Origin of the sequence: Desulfosarcina variabilis str. Montpellier (assembly GCF_048565275.1) — a bacterium.
GTDB classification, from domain to species: Bacteria; Desulfobacterota; Desulfobacteria; order Desulfobacterales; family Desulfosarcinaceae; genus Desulfosarcina; species Desulfosarcina variabilis.
Genome location: NZ_CP159846.1, coordinates 2,840,453 through 2,858,932 on the forward strand (window position 1 = coordinate 2,840,453; position 18,480 = coordinate 2,858,932).

Below are 18,480 nucleotides of genomic sequence, written 5' to 3' on the forward strand. Positions count from 1 at the left end.
TCCTTTACTAGCAATGTGGCAAGTTCCTGTGTGGGTGCAGGACTTGCCACATGTGCTATGAATGAACCTCTTTTTGAATTAACCCCTATTTGTTGATGAGGCAATTATGAATCCCCTAATGATGGCGGTTGTGATCATTGTTGCGTTGGCGGTATTTACACGGACGATGATCGGTAAAATTCAATTACTTTGGGCACTCGAACCAACCAACAGGTTGGATCATATCACGCAGCGCATCAAGAGTGTGCTGGTTCTGGCCATCGGTCAAAAGCGTTTGGTGGCAAGGGCCAACGAGCGCAGTTCAGGGCTGATGCATGCGTTTATCTTCTGGGGGTTCTGTGTACTGCTGATTCGCAGTATCACCTTATACGGCGAGGGATTTCACGAAGGGTTTACACTGCCGCTTTTAGGGGGCGAGTATCTGATCGGCTATCTTTATGTCGCACTGAAGGATATTATGGAGGGGGTCGTCCTTCTCATGGTCATCTGGGCCATTTACCGGCGTGCCGTGGTGCAGCCCGAGCGACTGCACAACACCTTTGAAGCCTATCTGGTTCTGGCGATGATCGGGATTCTGATGATATCCGATTTATTGTATGACGGGACCCGGTACAACTTGATCCAATTGCATGGGAATCCTGAGAACCTGCACTTTTTAAGCAGTGCGACCTATGGGACTGAATTTGTATGGTCTCCCATTTCCGTGGCCGCCGGCAAATTGGTGTCGAGCCTGGGCGTGGAGGCCAGCCTGACGCTGATGGTGATCATGTTCTGGACCCACGTCTGCACCCAGCTCGTTTTTCTCAATATTTTGCCGACCGGTAAACATTTCCACGTCATCACGGCCTTGCCCAATGTCTTTTTGAAAAGCCTGGGGTATCCGCATGAAAAAGCAAAGGTGCTGGACCTTGAGGATGAAGACGCCTGGGAAAACGAGTCTTTGGGCATCAATCATATCCATCAGCTTGACTGGAAACAGGGACTTGATCTTTACACCTGTACCGAATGCGGGCGCTGCAAGGATGTCTGTCCGGCCTATGTTACGGATAAGCCTTTAAGTCTGTTCCAATTCAATGAAGATCTGAAGCATGAATTGTATGACAATGCGGACAAGATTATCAAACGGGGAAAATTGGCCAGAGACCTCAAGACCATTGATGTCGAGGATCGCAGAGAAAAAATCAAAGAGGAAATGGCAGCCCTGAACAGTGAAAAGCAGCTGGTGGGAGATGTGATCACCGAGGATACGCTCTGGGCCTGCACCACCTGCCGTGCCTGTGAAGAGGTATGCCCGGTGGCCATCGAACAGGTTCCGCGGATTGTGGCCATGCGGCAGGGGCAACTGCTGATGGCCGAAGCCTACCCCAAAGAACTCAACCCGGCATTGAAGGGCCTGGAGAGAAATGGCAACCCCTGGGGTATCGGCTACGATAAGCGGGCCGACTGGGCCGAAGGATTGGACGTCAAAACCATGGCTGAGGATTCGGATGTGGACTACCTGCTGTGGGTGGGGTGCGCCGGCTCGTTCGACGACCGGTCGAAAAAAGTATCTGTCAGCCTGGCCAAAATTCTGAAAAAAGCCGGGATCAATTTCGCCATATTGGGTGTGGAAGAAAAATGCACCGGCGATTTTGCCAGACGTGTGGGCAATGAGATGCTTTACCAGATGATGGCTGAGGAAAATATCGAAACCCTTAACAACTATAAGGTCAAGAAGATTATCGCGGCCTGTCCGCATTGTTTGAATACCCTCAAACACGAATACCCGCAGATGGGGGGGGACTACGAGGTCATTCATCACAGCGAATTTATAGAACAGCTGGTGAAGCAGGGCAAAATCAAACTCAAGAGAACACTGCAGGGGCCGCTGACTTATCATGATCCCTGCTATCTCGGACGCTACAACCAAATTTTTGATCAGCCGCGTAACCTTTTGAATTCCATATCGACATATGGCGTCAAAGAGCTTGATCGATCCCGGACGGAAAGCTTTTGCTGTGGGGCCGGCGGCGGAAGAATGTGGATGGAAGAGACCATCGGTAAACGAATCAATATTCACCGCGCCGAAGAAATCGCGGCACTGCAAGTGGATAATGTTGCCGTGGGTTGTCCGTTCTGCCTGACGATGATTGAGGATGGGATGAAAGAGTTGGGCAAGGAAGAAGACATCAAAACGATGGATATTGCTGAATTTGTAGAAAAAAATATGGAATAAAAGAATAGACGCATACCACCCAATGACAAGGGGGCGTTCACAGCGGATAGCAGGCTGTGGACGCCCCCCCTTTTTAAACATTTCAGTCAAATCACCTTGACACCTGCTTTACAATTTTCAAATAAAGAATTCTGTGTTGTCTGTCGATTCCCCGGTTAACCGGTGGTCGATGGGCATTTGTTTTTGGCAAAGCAAACGCGTTACCTGCTTTCAGTCTTGCTAAACATGTGCTTTAAATGTCCCAGTAGCGTTTGTTTCTCTTCTTTGGAAAAGCTTTTTAAGTAAGTATCCATGTTGTCTTCATGCGCTGTTTTGATATTTTCGATCGCTCTTTTTCCCTTGGGCGTGATTTCAAGCAGGGTGATGCGCTCGTCTTTGGGGTCATTTTTTCTGATAATAAAACCGTTTTTCTCCAGTCGTTTGGCGATTCCGGTCATGTTCGGGCTGGATACAATCATGATTTTGCTGGCGTTGGTGACTGAATTTTGGCCGTTGGTCGATTTGGCCAGCACCCGCAGAACATTATACTGGGAAAAGGTCAATCCGTAATTTTTAAATATGGCATCCGAATCCTTTTTAAAGAGTTCGGATGCTTTAACCAGTGCGACCATCACTTTTTCATTGATTTTCAAATCCGGTTTGTAGCCGCCTAGCTCCATATTATTTTTGTCATCTGTCACTGCAAGAATCCCCCTTCTAAAGTTAATACATTTACCATTAACATGTTAATCATATATATTTGTCAAAATCAACGACTATTTATCGGCCGAACGCAAGGTTGTCTAAAGCACTTGTTGCATTATGCCAGGTTTGCCATAACGCTTTGCCAAAATAGACAATTCTGAATGATGTCCACGTTCGATTCAGATTCAAAAGGTCCCACTTTTCTAAAATTTGCTTAAGGTGAATGGTTTTCAGGGTCGATCGAAAAGCAAGTGCCAAAAGGTTACTCATCGATTACTTCATGTCTGTAACACAATACCCTATAAGCAGTTTTGAATCAAGTTCATTTTTCACATCTGCAGAAAAAATAGACGAGAATATACAACCGGTTATAATTATCCGAGGGTGAATTCAACAGATCCATCCGGTGAACAAAAAGTGAAAACATCTCCTCAAGAAAACTATTGACACCCAAAAAAAGATAATATATTAAACAAATACAAGTTACGTTATGGCATTCTATTTTTAAATGTCAATTTAAAAGGATGACACAAAAAACAGTTTAGAAATGGTACAACAAGCTGAAAAAACTGTGTTTTTATGTTTTTTTGATATTTATTGGATCGCAAAGGCTCAATCATCAAGCAAAAAGGGGCTATAACATGAGGTACGCCGAGACAGGGTTTAACCTAGAAGTTGATTTGACCCGGGGTAACATTGAAAAGGTGGCAACGGACCCCAAGGACACCGAACTGTACCTGGGGGGACTTGGCACCAATGCCAAAATTATGTGGGATCGGGTGCCACCCGAAACCGACCCTTTTTCACCCGACAACCTATTGATATTCGGTGCAGGGCTTCTCTGTGGAACGCCGGCAACGGGTTGCAACCGTACGATCGTTACCACCATTTCTCCCCAAACCCGGTTTTTGGCATTTTCCATGATGGGCGGGTTCTGGGCACCTGAATTGAAATTCGCCGGCTATGACAAGATCATTCTGCGTGGAAAATCGCCCAAGCTGGTCTATCTGTACGTCAACAACGATACGGTTGAACTGCGTGACGCATCCCACCTGAAAGGCAAGGGATCCATTGAAACGGCAGAGATCATCCAAAAGGAACTGAAAGACCCCAAGGTTCAGGTGGCAGCCATCGGCATGGCCGGCGAAAGCCGGGTCTTTTTCGCCTCCATTGAGCAAAGCCGCTCCAGCGCCAGCCGGCAAGGACTCGGAGCTGTAATGGGAGACAAGGGGGTAAAAGCCATTGCCGTGCGTGGCACCAAAGACGTCAACATGGCTAATCCGGAAAAATTTATGGGGCTGTGCCAGGAAGTGCTGGAATACATTAAATTCCGCAATGAAAATCCCATTCCCGGCGTGATGCCGATTCTGGCCGGGCTCGGCTCGCCCCAGGAAATGGCCATCCATGACGAAAAGTGGCATACGGAAAACTTCATGTGGGGCAACTCCCGGACGCGCCGAAAAGGGTTCTGGACCGACGAGGTCGCTACGGACTGGACCGACACGATGAACAATGCGCGAACCCGGTTGATCAGTTGCTATAACTGCCCCATGAACTGCGGGGCGACCATCAACGTGCCGGGTGCCTCCACTTATATGATGAAATGCTTTACCAAGCTGACCTACACCATGGCGGCGTTTTCGAATCTCGATTTCGGCCTGCGCATCGCCCAGCGGGCCACCGAGTACGGCGTCGACGGCTTTTCCGCTCCCCAGGTCATGGCCTTTGCCATCGAGCTTTACGAAAACGGCATCCTCACCGATGACGATATGCCGGGCTTTCCGACGGACAACGAGGAACGCTTTCATTGGCTGCTGGACAAAATCGTGCGCCGGGAAGGCATCGGCGACGTGCTGGCCGACGGCACGTACTGGGCGTCCAAGAAGATCGGCAACGGTGCCGAAGAGTATGCGCACAACAATATCAAGAAGCATGAACAGCTGCCGCTCAAGCTCTCCATGCTCAATCCCATTTACTTTCTCATGTACAGCACCGGAGAAAAGATCAACATCACCCAGATCGAAGGACAGTTTCCCCAGGCGCCATTTCCAAAACGCGAGCACCGCGAAAAGTTTGTAGAGGATTGGTTCCAGGTTCCGGACGACCGTTTCAAGCAGTATTTCCTTGACTGGGAACCGCGGGGGGAAAATTCGATTCCCTACTATCCAACCGTTGACATGTGTTGCGATATCGTGGATTGGCAGGAAATGATGCACTATATTGACGATGCCCTCGGCCAGTGTGCCGGGTTGTCATCCTTCCCGTTGAAACCCCCTTACCATATCCACAATTATCCAAAACTGATTTCAGCTGGCGCCGGTATAGAAATGGATGAAGAAAAATTATCCCAGGCAGCCAGGCGATACCGTACCCTGATTCGAGCAATCAATATCAGCCGGGGGATGCGTAGAAAAGATGACAAACCGCCCAAGAACCACTGGAAGAAGCGTTTTCCGGAGCTTGAAAAGGAACTTATCGATACCTACTACAAATTCAAGGGATGGAATAATAACGGCGTGCCGACTGAAGAATCATTAAGGGCCTTGGGTCTGGACTTCGTTGCCGATGAATTTGTCAAAAGAGGTATCTACAACGAAAGTGAAGAAACGCTTACCGAAGAAGCATAAGCCACCAATAAGTAACTCTTGACTGGAGGGCGTGAACCTTGAGTGGAAATAAAGTAAAAAAAACAATTAAAACAATTAAAATCGATGTTGATAAGTGCAACGGTTGCCGGGCATGTGAGATGATTTGCTCTGCGTTTCACGCCGAACCCAAGTATAGCAGCAACAACCCGGCCCGATCGCGCATTCGGGTCATCCGTGATCCGTTGCGAGATGTTTATGTTCCCGTTTATGCCGGTGATTATGCCGTCGCCGAGTGCGCCGGCAGGGACCGGTATACCATCGACGGAAAAGAGTATGACGAATGCGCATTTTGCCGGGCTTCCTGTCCCTCCCGGGACATATTCAAGGAACCGGATTCCGGGCTGCCGCTCAAATGCGATATGTGCGAAGGCGAAGATGAACCGCTATGCGTCAAATGGTGCATCGTCGATGCCTTGACCCTTGACGTTCGAGAAGAAGAGGTGGAAGAATTTCCTGAAAGAGACGAGCTTGAAATTGGCCTGGAATCGCTGGCTGACCGTTACGGAATTGAGAAAATTCTCGAGACCGTCGCTCGAATTTCAAAGAAAGACTAAATTAATTCCTTACCATTAGAGGACTTGCAAATACCGTGGAAACAGTCGCCCCCTTTAAAGAAGTCATCGAAGAGATCAAGGAAGCTGGCGGTGAAGCCTTCCGGCTTTGCTTTCAGTGTGGATTGTGTGACACCGTCTGCCCGTGGAACCGGGTGCGAGCGTTCAGCATGCGCAAGATCATTCGTGAAGCGACCTATGGCCTGACCGAGATCGAAGGCGAGGATATCTGGCGCTGCACGACCTGCGGCCGCTGTCCCGAGCGCTGCCCGCGCGGGGTCAAACAGATCGATGTGAGTGTATCCCTGCGTCGGGTGGCCTCGGAATACGAGGTGTTTCCGGCCTCGGTGAAATCGGCGCGAACGGCCCGGGCCAGCCTGATATCCGAGGGCAACCCGCTGCAAAACGAGCGCGGCAAGCGCTCGGACTGGGCCAAGGACCTGCCGGTCAAGCCATTCGAGAAGGGGATGGAGGCACTTTATTTTGTGGGCTGCTATTTGAGCTACGACCCGCGCATGAAGAAGGTGGCCGTGGCCACGGCCAACATCCTGAACCAGGCTGGTGTGCGTTTCGGGATTCTGGGTGAAAAAGAAAGCTGCTGCGGGGAGAGCATCCGTAAGACGGGTGCTGAAGACGTGTTCGAGACCCTGGCCAAGGACAACATCAAGACCTTCATCGATGCCGGTGTGCGTAAGATCATCGTTTCCTCACCGCACTGCTATCACACCTTCAAAAACGAATACCCGGAGTTTATGGTCAACTTCGAGGTGGTGCACATGGCGCAGTATCTGTCCGAGTTGATCGAGAGTGGCCGGCTGACCTTAAGCAAGGGGTTTGACAAAAAGGTGACCTATCATGATCCCTGCTACATGGGCCGGCACAACCAGATCTACGATGAGCCGCGGAATGTATTGAGCGCGGTATCGGGATTGGAGCTGATGGAGATGCCGGATCACCATCAGGACAGCCTGTGCTGTGGTGGCGGCGGCGGCCGGATTTGGATGGACACGCCCAAGGAGGAGCGGTTTTCGGACCTGCGGTTGTTGCAGGCCCGAGAAATCGGTGCCCAGGTGCTGGCCACGGCCTGTCCGTACTGCATCACCAACTTTGAGGAGAGCCGCCTGAACCTTGAATTCGATGACGTACTGGAAATCAAGGATATTACGGAGATCATCAACGATGCGCTTTAGGAGGCTACTTGAAAACCCTGTCTAAGGCCCGCTAACGGCGTTGGAAACCGTCTCGAAATGCTCACATATTACATATATGCTCCGCTTTCGAGCCGTTTTCCGCCTTGTTATCGGACCTGATCCAGCATTTTCAAGCAGCCTCTGGGAAGCAAATGCCCATTCATTGAACCACTTATCCGACAAAGGGATTAAAAAAATGGGAAACGACATATTGCCACAAACGATATTAGAACAATTTTCAGCAAAAACAGCTGACCAGAATTATGGTGACGTATTGATTGTCGGCGGCGGTGTCAGCGGTATCCAGGCCTCCCTGGATCTGGCCACGGCCGGTTTCAGGGTCTATCTGGTAGAGAAATCGCCCAGCATCGGCGGGCACATGGCCCAGCTGGACAAGACGTTTCCGACCAACGACTGTTCCATGTGAATTCTTTCACCCAAACTGGTCGAGGTCGGCCGGCATCCAAATATTGAAGTTTTGACACTTACTGAAGTCAGCAGTGTGGAAGGGGAAACAGGCGATTTCAAGGTTACCCTGATAAAGCATCCGCGGTATATCTTAGAGGACAAATGCACGGGTTGCGGGACCTGCGTCAAATACTGCCCTGTCGAGTATCCGGATCCCTTCAATCAGGCCATATCCGCCAACAAAGCCGTGCATGTCTATTTTTCTCAGGCCATTCCCCTGGTGTCGTATATCGATGATAGCTGCCTTTTTCTGAAAGAAAAAAAGTGCGGGATTTGTGAAACCGTCTGCCAGGCGGACGCCATTGACTTCAGGCAGAAGACCGAAAAAATGGAAGTTTCGGTCGGAGCGATCATTCTCTCTTCCGGTATCAAGCCATTTGATCCCAAGGTCAAACCTGAATACGGCTATGGAAAGTATCCCAACGTGGTAACCAGCATGGATTTCGAGCGACTGTTGTCCTCGACGGGCCCCTATTCGGGCGAGGTGCTGCGGGCGTCGGATAAAAAACACCCCAGGAACATCGCCTGGATCCAGTGCGTGGGCTCGCGGCGGGTGACCGAGGGTGAGAACAGCTATTGCTCCGGGGTGTGCTGCACCTATACCCAGAAGCAGGTGATTCTGACCAAGGACCACGAACCGGATACCACATGTACGATCTTTCATAATGACATCCGGGCCTTTGGCAAGGATTTCGAGCGCTACTTCCAGCGCACCGAAGACCTGCCCGGGGTGCAGTTTATCCGCAGCTACGCCTCCATTGCCGGGGAAAACCCCGAGAATCACAATGTGCGGGTGCGCTACGCCACGGCCGATGAAGGCGTCAAGGAAGAAGAGTTCGACATGGTGGTGCTCAGTGTTGGGCTCAATCCGCCGGCCAATAACAAACAGCTGGCCGAGATCTTTGGCATTCAGCTTAACAATCATGGCTTCAACCTGACCGACCATACCAACCCCATTGCCACCAGCCGCAAAGGGATTTATGTAAGCGGCGCCTTCCAGGGCCCCACAGATATTCCCGAGTCGGTGTTCACGGCCAGCGGGGCGGGCTCCCAGGTGGGCACACAGCTGGACCGGCGGCGGGGCAAGCTGGCCAAGGAGCGGATCTATCCGCCTGAGCGGGATGTGTCCCAGGAAGAGCCGCGCATCGGGGTGTTCGTATGCCACTGCGGGGCCAATATATCCAGTGTGGTCAATGTACCCTCGGCCGTGGAGTACGCCATGAGCCTGCCGAATGTGGTCTATGCCCAGGAACAGCTTTTCTCCTGCGCCACGAACTCGGCCCAGGAGATTACCGACCTGGCCCAGGAAAAAGGGCTCAACCGGGTGGTGATCGCGGCCTGTTCGCCCCGGACCCTGGAGCCCTTGTTCCGGGATACCCTCAGAGAGGCCGGTCTCAATCAATACTATCTGGACATGGCCAATATCCGTGAGCATTGCTCGTGGGTGCATTCCAAACAAAAAGAAGAAGCCACCAAAAAGGCCAAGGACATCATCCGTATGTCCGTGGCCCGGGCCGGCAAGCTGCAGCCGCTGCAAGAGTTCGACCTGCCGGTAAACAAGGCGGCCCTGGTGGTGGGCGGCGGGATCGCCGGCATGACCTGCGCGCTGTCCATTGCCGAGCAGGGACACCCGGTGCACCTGGTGGAGCGCAGCAAGGATCTGGGCGGGATGGCCCGACGCATCCACACCACCATCGAGGGCATGGATGTGGAAACCTACGTGGACAACCTGATCCGTAAAATCTACCAGCACCCGTCGATCTACGTGCTGCACGACGCTACCATCATCGATGTGGCCGGTTACGTGGGCAACTTCGTGACCACGGTCGAGTCGGAACGCGGGACCACCCAGATCAAGCACGGCGCCTCGGTGATCGCCATTGGCGCGGACGTTTATGAACCCACCGAGTACCTGTACGGCCAGGACGAGCGGGTGGTTACCCACCTGGAGCTGAGCGAGCAGATCGCCGCGGATGATGAGAAGGTGGCCAGTGCCCAGAGCGTGGTCATGATCCAGTGCGTGGGCTGCCGTAATGAGGATCGCAACTACTGCAGCCGGGTGTGCTGCAGCCATGCCATTAAAAACGCTCTGAAACTCAAGGCCATCAATCCGGACATGGACATCGACATCCTGTTCCGCGACATGCGCACCTACGGCCTGCGCGAAGACTACTACCGTGAGGCCTCGGACAAGGGCGTGCGGTTCATCCGCTATGAGCCCTCGGATCCGCCCCAGGTGGAAACCGGCACCAGTGAAGAAGATGGCCGTGAGGTGATCAAGGTCACCGTGGCCGATCAGATCCTGGGCCAGGGCCTGGAGCTGGACGCCGATATTCTTTCCCTGGCCGCGGCCGTGGTGCCGGCCAAGACCACCGAGGAAATCGCCGGCCTGTTCAAGGTGACCTTGAGCCCGGACGGATTCTACAAGGAAGCGCACGTGAAGCTGCGTCCAGTGGAGTTTGCCACGGACGGTGTATTTCTGTGCGGTACGGCGCATTATCCCAAGCACATCCAGGAGTCGATCAACCAGGCTTACGGCGCGGCCGGCCGCGTACTGACCTTGCTGTCCAAGGACACCGTGGTGGCTTCGGGCGCGGTATGCGAGGTCAACGACAACGACTGCGTATCCTGCGGGGCCTGCATCACGGCCTGTACCTACGATGCGATTTCGTTCCGCGAGACCCCCTTGGGCCGCAAAGCCTGGGTCAACCCGGTACTTTGCAAGGGCGACGGGGTGTGTAACGCCAAATGCCCGACCAACGCCATTGTGCTCAAGCACTTTACCAACGACGAGCTGTGCAGCCAGATCGATGCGGCGGTGACGGCCGAGGAGATAATCAAGCAGATCGAGGAGGCGGCAGTTTGAAAGCATGTTTGAAAACGCCGCCTAAGCCCCGCTACCGGCGTTGGAAAACATCTCAAAATGCTCACATATTGTCATATATGCTCCGCTTTTGAGCCGTTTTCCGCCTTGTTATCGGGGCTGATCCAGCATTTTCAAACACGCTTTCACGTACAACAACGGCTGTCGGTGATTGCAACACAACACGATTTGTAAGAGCGGGCCATGCCCGCGAAAAAACAAGACGAGAACTTTTCTTAAATATAAAGGAGCAACCCCAAATGAGCGCAAGCAAAGATTTCAAGCCCAAAATATTAGGGTTCGTCTGTCACTGGTGAGCATACGGTGCAGCCGATTTAGCTGGAGTTTCCAGACTACAGTATGCAAGTGACATCAGGCTGATTCGCGTCATGTGCTCGGGTCGGGTGGACCTGGAGTTCATTTTCAGGGCCTTTTTAACCGGCCAGGACGGGGTGTTCATCGGCGGTTGCAAACTGGATGAGTGCAACTACATCACCCACGGCAACTACGATGCCCTGAGCAACACCTATCTGAGCCGCAAGATCATGCAGCACATCGGTTTGAATCCGGAACGGCTCCGGATCCGGTTCATGTCCGGCGCGGACGGCAATCTTCTGGCCGAGGAGACCGACAAGTTTACCGAAGAGATCAAAGCGTTGGGTCCCATTGGCCAGGGTGAGGGCATGAGTGCCGAGCAGCTTAAGTTCAAACTGGAGACGGTCAGGCAGCTGGTGCCGTACATGAAACTGGTGGAACGGGAACGGCTTCGGTTCCCGGCCAAATCCAAGGCCGCGTACGATGCGTTTTTCACCAGCCCTGAGTTTGACCGGCTGTTCGAGGAATTGATCATCAACAAACTGGCCATCAGCCAAATTACCACGTTGCTCAAGGACAAACCCCTTTCAACGGCGCAAATGGCTGATATTTTGGGGCTGAACCCGTCTGACTTGTCCAGGCACATCAACTCCTCATCGCGGCAGAGATTGATTCGATATGATGAGGAGCAAAAGAGTTACACGTTGGCGTAGGGCCAGTTGGAAGCCGTCTCTGTTGGAAAAAGTGTTAAGTTAGAAGTGTTAAGTGTTAAGTGGCGGATCGGATCCGATTTAAATAGACAGAATACCTTCACTTAACACTTTAAACTTAACACTTAACACTAATCTTTCAATATAGCGCCGAACTGGAGATTGGCTGGCGCTTTCCAAGGGGTGTGTAACAAAGGGGTGTGGAAACAAAATGGATAAACAGCGAATCGATCAGATCATAGAAAAATATCACGGCGAAGCCAGTTATCTGATCCAGGTACTTCTGGACATTCAGAGTGAGAACAACTGGCTGCCCAAGGAAGCGTTGGAGCAGGTGAGTGAGCGCTTAGCGGTACCGCTGACCCGGATCCAGCACATCGCCACATTTTACAAAGCCTTCAGCCTGGTGCCCAAGGGGCGGCATGGCGTTCACATCTGTATGGGCACGGCCTGCCACGTGCGGGGAGCGACGCGGGTTCTGGACGCGGTCCAGGATCTGACAGGCATCAAGCCCGGCGAAACCGACCTGGACTTGAAGTTCAGCCTGGAGACGGTGAACTGTCTGGGTTGCTGTGCCCTGGGCCCGGTGGTGGAGATTGATGGGAAGACGCACGGCAAGATGGTGCCTGCCGAGGCGGCTGCGGTATTAAAAAACTACGAGTAGGAAGAGAATATGTCGCTGATAAATTCACCCGCTGAATTAGAAACGTTTAGGCAGGGGCTTGTGTCCCAACGAGACCCCAACAAACCGTGTATTACCTTGTGCTCCGGCTCGGCCTGCCATGCCACGGGCAGCCATGATGTGGCCACCAGCCTTGCCGCTGAGCTGGAAAAACAGGGCCTGACCGACAAAGTGGATATCCGCCGCACAGGCTGCCACGGGTTTTGCGAAAGGGGACCGATTATCGTGATTCATCCGGACGAGATCTGTTATTTTCAGATCAAGCCGGAGGATGTGCCGGAGATCATAACAGAGACGATCCAGAACAAGAAGGTTATCGAGCGTCTGCTTTTTGATGATCCGGCGACCAACGAGAAAATCATCAACGAATCCAAGATTCCGTTTTACGAGAACCAGGAGCGCATCGTCTTCGGCTCCAACAGCAGCGTGGATCCCAAGAGCATCGACGACTACCTGGCCATCGGCGGGTACTCGGCCCTGACCAAGGCCCTGTCAACGATGAGTCCGGAAGACGTGCTCGAGGAAGTCAAGAAGTCGAACCTGCGCGGCCGGGGCGGCGGCGGATTTCCGGCCGGGCGCAAGTGGGAAGGCTCGAAAAATGATCCGGAACCGGTCAAATACGTGATCGTCAATGCAGACGAAGGCGACCCCGGGGCGTACATGGACCGTAGTTTGCTCGAGGGCAACCCGCACTCGATCCTGGAAGGGCTGACCCTGGGGGCCTATGCCATCGGGTCCCACGAAGGCTATGTGTACGTGCGCCAGGAATATCCCCTGGCCGTGGAGAACCTGAACACGGCCATCCAGAAGGCCGAGGAGTACGGATTCCTGGGTAAGAACATCCTGGGTTCGGGCTTTGACTTCGTGGTCAAGGTGCACAAGGGCGCCGGTGCATTCGTGTGCGGTGAGTCCACGGCCCTGATGACGGCCATCGAGGGCCGGGTCGGGGAGCCGCGTCCCAAGTACATCCGCTCCAACATCAAAGGCCTGTGGGAAAAACCCTCGGTGCTCAACAACGTCGAGACCTGGGCCAACGTGCCGCTGATCATCAACAAGGGCGCGGACTGGTTTGCCGGTATCGGTACCGAAGGCTCCAAGGGCACCAAGATCTTCTCCCTGGTGGGCAAGATCGTCAATACCGGGCTGGTGGAAGTCCCCATGGGCACGAGCCTCAGAGACATCATCTTCAAGATCGGCGGGGGCATTCCCGGAGGCCGCAAGTTCAAGGCCGTGCAGACCGGTGGCCCGTCCGGCGGGTGCATCCCCGAGGACCTTTTGGACCTGCCGGTGGGTTTTGACGAGCTGACCAAGGCCGGGTCGATGATGGGCTCGGGCGGCATGATCGTCATGGACGAGGACACCTGCATGGTGGACGTGGCCCGCTACTTTATCGCGTTTCTCACCGACGAATCCTGCGGCAAGTGCGTGCCCTGCCGCGAGGGCCTGCGGCAGATGCTCAAGATTCTGACCAATATCACGAAAGGGCAGGGCAAACCCGGCGACATCGAACTGCTCGAAGCCCTATCCGAGACCGCCAAAGAGGCGGCCCTGTGCGCCCTGGGCAAGAGTGCGCCCAACCCGTTTCTTTCCACCCTGCACTATTTCCGGGACGAGTATGAAGCGCATATCAATGAAAAACGCTGTCCGGCGCTGTCCTGTAAGGAGCTTATCTCTTTTTACATTGATCCGTCCAAGTGCAAGGCGTGCATGGTCTGCGCCCGCAAGTGTCCGGCCGATGCGATTATCGGCGGCAAGAACAAGGTTCATATTGTGGACCAGACCAAGTGCACGAAGTGCGGGACCTGTTTTGAAGCCTGTCCGCCGCGGTTTGGCGCGGTGACCAAGCTGTCCGGTGTCCCGGTACCGGATCCCATCCCCGAAGAAGAGCGCACAATCAGAAAGAGAAAATAATCATGAGTGAAATTCATTTGGAGATCGATGGACAAGAGGTGAAGGCGAGCGAGGGGATGACCCTTCTGGAGGCGGCCAAGAGCGTGGGCATCTATATCCCGACCCTGTGCTACCACGAAAAACTGGAGCCCTACGGTGGCTGCCGGCTGTGCATCGTGGAAGTCGAGCAGGGCGGTCGAACCAAGCTGGTGGTCTCCTGCGTGTACCCGGTGGAAAGCGGCATTGTGGTGCGCACCCGCACGGAGAAGATCGACCGCATCCGCAAAATGATTCTGGAACTGCAACTGGCCCACGCGCCGGATTCCTTCGAACTCGTCGAACTGGCCAAGGAATACGGTGCGGATCCCAACCGCTTTGAGAAAGAGGCCTCGTTTTGCATCCACTGCGGGCTGTGCGTGCGCTACTGTGCCGAGGTCAAGGGCAAACACGCGGTGGGCTTCATCGACCGGGGCACGCGCAAGGAGATCAGCTTTATCCCCGAGATTGCCGCCCAGGAATGCTGGCAATGCAAGGAGTGTTTCGAGCTGTGCCCCACCGAGGCGCTCCAGGCCGCTTATGTGCTGACCGAATCGCTGTTCTCCGCCCATCCACCATTTAAACACGATTCTAACCATACGTAATTAAAAGGATATATCTTTTTTTCGAACAAGGCATGATTTGCTTGCCTTGTTCGCTATAATTTGGTAACATGTTAAAAATTAATCATTAAAGAATATGCTTAAAACCAACATGCCGGGCTAAGCTTTTTCGAATTCATCAATTATTAAAAAAAAGAATTGATATTTCTAAGAAGCTACATTATAGCTTTTGAAAAATTATTTTATTTAAAATCTGATCAAATTTGTTATTTAATAATCTGATCAAATATTGTATTCAAAATGAACAACGCCCAATGCGGGGAAAACCAACGGCCTTTGATGAAGACATGGCAGCGCGTCCTGTCCTGAATACAACGGCCTATTACTATTGGGAAAATGTGGATACGGAAACGGTGTGGGGTCGATACGCAATGTAAATCAACGGAAACTTGCTGCAAGTTATCCGATAACCGATAGCCGCTGTCAGACGATCAACGGCAACCATTATCCAAATAGGAGGGGGAGGATCTATGACGGATTTAAAATTTCATGAACTGACGATCGACAAGGGCGTTGCCCGCATTAACCTGAACCGTCCCAAACATAATGTTTTCAACATCGAAATGATGGAGGAACTCACGGCCATGTTGGCCGAACTGGCCGATAATGCGGATCTCAAGTGCGTGGTCATCGGTGCCGTGGGCGCCAGCTGGTGCGCCGGCGTGGAAGTTTCCGATCACAAACCCGAACTGGCACCGGACATGATCCGCGTTTTCGATGCGCTGCTCAAAGGGATCCACGCCCTGCCGGTTCCTTCCGTTGCAGCCGTCAACGGCGCCTGCCTGGGCGGTGGAATGGAAGTTGCCATTGCCTGTGATCTGGTTGTGGCCTCCAAAGCCAGTGTTTTCGGCCAGCCTGAAATCAAGCTGGGATTCCTGCCTCCTTATGCCGCCGTTCGTCTGCCCCATCTTGTGGGACCATCCAAAGCCATCGAGATTTGCACCACCGGCCGGCGCTACAGTGCCCAGGCCATGTATGACATGGGTCTCATTGCCGACCTTTTTGAGGCCGAAGGCTTCGAAGACAGCCTGGCCAAATTGATCAAAGAATTTCAGCACTGCAGCCCGCTGATCATTCGGCTCAACAAGCAGGCCGTCACCATGCATGTGGGCATGGACATCAATAGTGCCATGGATAGTGTCGGTGATCTGTTCCTCAACAAGCTGATGAAAACCGCGGATACCCTCGAGGGAATCAAGAGCTTTGAGGAAAAACGGCGTGCTGAATGGAAGAATCAATAATTTCTTATCCTATTATATCATACTAACCTAGCGTGAGAAGGAGCAGCATTATGTCAACGATGATTTCATGGCAAATGGTCGAACGCAACAAACCACTCGTACGCACAGAAAGCCCCATTCCCGAACCCGGAGCGGGAGAGGTCGTTATCAAAGTCGCCGGTTGCGGCGTATGCCACACGGACTTAGGGTTTTTCTATGACAATGTCCCGATGAAATCCGAAATGCCGATTACCCTCGGGCACGAAATCAGCGGCATCGTCGAAGCGGTCGGAGAGGGCGCCGAAGACTGGAAAGGCTGCGCCGCTGTGATACCGGCGGTCATGCCTTGCGGGGAATGTGCGGATTGTAAAGAAGGACGCGGCAATATCTGCATGAAGCAGAAGATGCCCGGCAATGATATTCAGGGCGGTTTTGCCTCCCACATTCTGGTTCCCGCCAAACAACTGTGCAAAGTCGCTATTGACGAGAACATGAAACCGGTCAGCAAAACCGACATCACTCTGGAAGAGCTGTCCGTGGTGGCCGATGCCATCACCACACCTTACCAGGCGATCGTTGAAGCCAAACTGGCCGAAGAAGACATGGCCGTATTCATCGGCGTCGGCGGCGTTGGTGGATTCGGCGCGCTGCTGGCCAAAAGCTTTGGTGCAACTGTCGTGGCAATCGATGTGGATCAGGAAAAACTGAATAATCTCGCACCTTATCTGGACGCAACCTTTAATGTAAAAGAAGTTCCCTTCAAAGATCTGCGCAAGCAGGTGTATGGGGTGGCCAAAGAAACCGGCCGCTCACGTACCCACCTGAAAATATTCGAAACATCGGGTACGGCCGCCGGCCAGAAAACGGCATATGGTCTGATGACCTTCGGTTCCCATCTGTCCGTGGTCGGATTTACCTTGGATACTGTTGAAATTCGGCTGTCCAACCTGATGGCCTTTAACGCGACGGCCAGAGGCAACTGGGGATGCATACCTGAATACTATCGCCCGGTTGTGGACTTGATCCTGGACGGCAAAATGCCGCTCAAGCCGTTCGTCAAAACGTTCCCGCTGGATTCCATTAATGAGGTGTTCGAGAACGCCCACAATCGCAAGTACAACCAGCGTCCCATTATGGTCCCCTAGACCGTAAGATCGATAATGAAGAAAAAAATGTCGTCGCCGGCGAAATGCCGGCGACCCCTGGAAGGAGAAAAAAATGAGTGATTTAAGTTGGATGCCCAGAGAAGACGGACTCAAAGACCATCACCTGTGGAGTGAAAATACCTTTGGTACTGAGGCTCCGGGTGTGATCTATGAAAAGAAACCGATTCTCGATCCTCAGGGTAAACCGGTGGACGGGGTTTATTCGGCCTGGGTGACCCTGAACAACCCCAAACAGTACAACTCTTACACCACCGAGATGGTCAAGGGCGTCATCGCCGGTTTCCACCGGGCATCCGCCGACACCTCCGTTGTGGCCTGCGTGTTCACCGCCATGGGCGACAAGGCCTTCTGTACCGGCGGCAACACCAAGGAGTATTCAGAATATTATTCCAAGCGGCCCAACGAGTATGGCCTCTACATGGACCTGTTCAACGCCATGGTTGACACCATTCTGTTCTGCAAGAAACCCACCATCTGCCGGGTCAACGGCATGCGCGTGGCCGGTGGTCAGGAAATCGGCATGGCCTGCGACATCGCCATCTCCAGCGACTTGGCGATTTACGGTCAGGCTGGCCCCAAGCACGGCAGCGCCCCGGACGGCGGCAGTTCCGACTTTTTGCCCTGGATGCTGCCCATGGAGCTGGCCATGTGGAACTGCGTCTCCTGCGAGATGTGGAGTGCCTATAAGATGTATCGCCTGGGCCTGATCTCCAAGTGTGTGCCGGTCATCAAAGACGGTGACAAATGGGTTCGCAACCCCACCGTAATCACCGATTCCTATGTGGCCGACGGCGATCTCGTTTACGGCGAATACAAAAGCGGCGATGCCGCCAAAGAGGCACGTGCCTATGTGAAGACGGCGAAAACCGATTTCGAACTGCTGGATAAAGAGGTCAACAAGATTTTGTGGACATACGCCAACCTGTTCCCCGGCTGCCTGATCAAGAGCGTCGAGGGCGTCCGCCTGAAGAAGAAGTTTTTCTGGGATCAGGCCAAGGTGATCAACCGCCACTGGCTGGCCGCCAACATGTCCGGCGAGGCATTCCTGGGCTTTGGCGCTTTCAACACCAAGAAGATCACCGGTACGGACACCATCGATTTCCTCGAGTACCGCCGCCGCCTGGCTGCCGGCGAAACCCTGGACGACGCCCTGATGGCTGCGGTTCTGGGAAAACCCAAAGGATAAATCAACCCCGATTACTTTCAACATATTAGAAAG

The 18,480-nt window shown here is 53.1% G+C and carries 13 protein-coding genes; 12 read left to right on the forward strand and 1 reads right to left on the reverse strand.

Annotated features, from left to right (window positions below; genetic code table 11):
• The first annotated feature begins 106 nt into the window (after window positions 1-106).
• Complete coding sequence (locus Dvar_RS12740) at window positions 107-2,215, forward strand: (Fe-S)-binding protein (RefSeq protein WP_419662084.1); 2,109 nt, start codon at window positions 107-109, stop codon at window positions 2,213-2,215.
• Between the two features lie 200 nt (window positions 2,216-2,415).
• Here the strand turns inward: Dvar_RS12740 and Dvar_RS12745 are convergent, their stop codons facing one another.
• The gene (locus tag Dvar_RS12745; protein WP_419662085.1) at window positions 2,416-2,895 is read right to left on the reverse strand and encodes a MarR family winged helix-turn-helix transcriptional regulator; all 480 of its coding nucleotides are present in this window, start codon (window positions 2,893-2,895) and stop codon (window positions 2,416-2,418) included.
• Between the two features lie 645 nt (window positions 2,896-3,540).
• Here Dvar_RS12745 and Dvar_RS12750 point away from each other — a divergent pair.
• From Dvar_RS12750 to oah, 11 genes are all read left to right on the forward strand, one after another.
• Window positions 3,541-5,526 (forward strand): aldehyde ferredoxin oxidoreductase N-terminal domain-containing protein, encoded by a 1,986-nt coding sequence (locus Dvar_RS12750; RefSeq protein WP_419662086.1) that lies wholly within the window; start codon window positions 3,541-3,543, stop codon window positions 5,524-5,526.
• 38 nt (window positions 5,527-5,564) lie between these two features.
• A complete protein-coding gene (locus tag Dvar_RS12755) occupies window positions 5,565-6,101 on the forward strand; it encodes a (4Fe-4S)-binding protein (protein WP_419662087.1) in 537 nt (178 codons plus the stop codon).
• A gap of 35 nt (window positions 6,102-6,136) precedes the next feature.
• Window positions 6,137-7,288 carry a (Fe-S)-binding protein gene (locus Dvar_RS12760; RefSeq protein WP_419655833.1) on the forward strand — a complete coding sequence of 384 codons (1,152 nt, stop codon included), beginning with the start codon at window positions 6,137-6,139 and terminating at the stop codon, window positions 7,286-7,288.
• A 196-nt stretch (window positions 7,289-7,484) separates the two neighbouring features.
• A complete protein-coding gene (locus tag Dvar_RS12765) occupies window positions 7,485-10,622 on the forward strand; it encodes an FAD-dependent oxidoreductase (RefSeq protein WP_419662088.1) in 3,138 nt (1,045 codons plus the stop codon).
• A gap of 257 nt (window positions 10,623-10,879) precedes the next feature.
• On the forward strand, window positions 10,880-11,647 hold the full coding sequence (locus Dvar_RS12770; RefSeq protein WP_419662089.1) for a hydrogenase iron-sulfur subunit: 768 nt from the start codon (window positions 10,880-10,882) through the stop codon (window positions 11,645-11,647).
• Between the two features lie 208 nt (window positions 11,648-11,855).
• Window positions 11,856-12,308 carry a complex I 24 kDa subunit family protein gene (locus Dvar_RS12775; protein ID WP_419655832.1) on the forward strand — a complete coding sequence of 151 codons (453 nt, stop codon included), beginning with the start codon at window positions 11,856-11,858 and terminating at the stop codon, window positions 12,306-12,308.
• Window positions 12,309-12,317: 9 nt separating this feature from the next.
• Window positions 12,318-14,237, forward strand: coding sequence for an NADH-ubiquinone oxidoreductase-F iron-sulfur binding region domain-containing protein (locus Dvar_RS12780; protein ID WP_419662090.1), 1,920 nt, complete (start codon window positions 12,318-12,320; stop codon window positions 14,235-14,237).
• A gap of 2 nt (window positions 14,238-14,239) precedes the next feature.
• The gene (locus Dvar_RS12785; RefSeq protein ID WP_419662091.1) at window positions 14,240-14,857 is read left to right on the forward strand and encodes a 2Fe-2S iron-sulfur cluster-binding protein; all 618 of its coding nucleotides are present in this window, start codon (window positions 14,240-14,242) and stop codon (window positions 14,855-14,857) included.
• Window positions 14,858-15,345: 488 nt separating this feature from the next.
• Complete coding sequence (locus Dvar_RS12790) at window positions 15,346-16,116, forward strand: enoyl-CoA hydratase/isomerase family protein (protein ID WP_419662092.1); 771 nt, start codon at window positions 15,346-15,348, stop codon at window positions 16,114-16,116.
• A 50-nt stretch (window positions 16,117-16,166) separates the two neighbouring features.
• A complete protein-coding gene (had, locus tag Dvar_RS12795) occupies window positions 16,167-17,240 on the forward strand; it encodes a 6-hydroxycyclohex-1-ene-1-carbonyl-CoA dehydrogenase (protein WP_419662093.1) in 1,074 nt (357 codons plus the stop codon).
• A 73-nt stretch (window positions 17,241-17,313) separates the two neighbouring features.
• On the forward strand, window positions 17,314-18,447 hold the full coding sequence (oah, locus tag Dvar_RS12800; RefSeq protein ID WP_419662094.1) for a 6-oxocyclohex-1-ene-1-carbonyl-CoA hydratase: 1,134 nt from the start codon (window positions 17,314-17,316) through the stop codon (window positions 18,445-18,447).
• The last annotated feature ends 33 nt before the right edge of the window (window positions 18,448-18,480 follow it).

Bases quoted from the DNA above. Each gene is read 5' to 3' on its own strand.
- Dvar_RS12785 (WP_419662091.1), top strand. From the start codon at position 14,240: ATGAGTGAAATTCATTTGGAGATCGATGGACAAGAGGTGAAGGCGAGC.
- oah (WP_419662094.1), top strand. From the start codon at position 17,314: ATGAGTGATTTAAGTTGGATGCCCAGAGAAGACGGACTCAAAGACCAT.
- Dvar_RS12750 (WP_419662086.1), top strand. From the start codon at position 3,541: ATGAGGTACGCCGAGACAGGGTTTAACCTAGAAGTTGATTTGACCCGG.
- had (WP_419662093.1), top strand. From the start codon at position 16,167: ATGTCAACGATGATTTCATGGCAAATGGTCGAACGCAACAAACCACTC.
- Dvar_RS12780 (WP_419662090.1), top strand. From the start codon at position 12,318: ATGTCGCTGATAAATTCACCCGCTGAATTAGAAACGTTTAGGCAGGGG.
- Dvar_RS12740 (WP_419662084.1), top strand. From the start codon at position 107: ATGAATCCCCTAATGATGGCGGTTGTGATCATTGTTGCGTTGGCGGTA.
- Dvar_RS12775 (WP_419655832.1), top strand. From the start codon at position 11,856: ATGGATAAACAGCGAATCGATCAGATCATAGAAAAATATCACGGCGAA.
- Dvar_RS12790 (WP_419662092.1), top strand. From the start codon at position 15,346: ATGACGGATTTAAAATTTCATGAACTGACGATCGACAAGGGCGTTGCC.